Consider the following 222-nt stretch of genomic DNA (forward strand, 5'->3'; position numbering starts at 1 on the left):
CTCCCCCTTCCGGGGACATATGGAAATACTGTGAGAAACAACACCCGTTGACAGGGCGTTCCAGAAAGGAGGTGTTCCAGCCGCACCTTCCGGTACGGCTACCTTGTTACGACTTAGCCCCAGTTACCGGTTCTACCCTTAACGGCTCCTTGCGGTTACCGCCTTCAGGTCTACCCGACTTCCATGGCTTGACGGGCGGTGTGTACAAGGTCCGGGAACGTA

At 56.8% G+C, this 222-nt stretch carries 1 rRNA gene; it reads right to left on the reverse strand.

What is annotated here, in order from left to right:
* Window positions 1–64: 64 nt before the first annotated feature.
* Window positions 65–222: ribosomal RNA gene (locus NU887_RS21025) — 16S ribosomal RNA — on the reverse strand; the annotation flags it as partial.

It is taken from the genome of Aquiflexum gelatinilyticum, assembly GCF_024741135.1.
GTDB classification, from domain to species: domain Bacteria; phylum Bacteroidota; class Bacteroidia; order Cytophagales; family Cyclobacteriaceae; genus Cognataquiflexum; species Cognataquiflexum gelatinilyticum.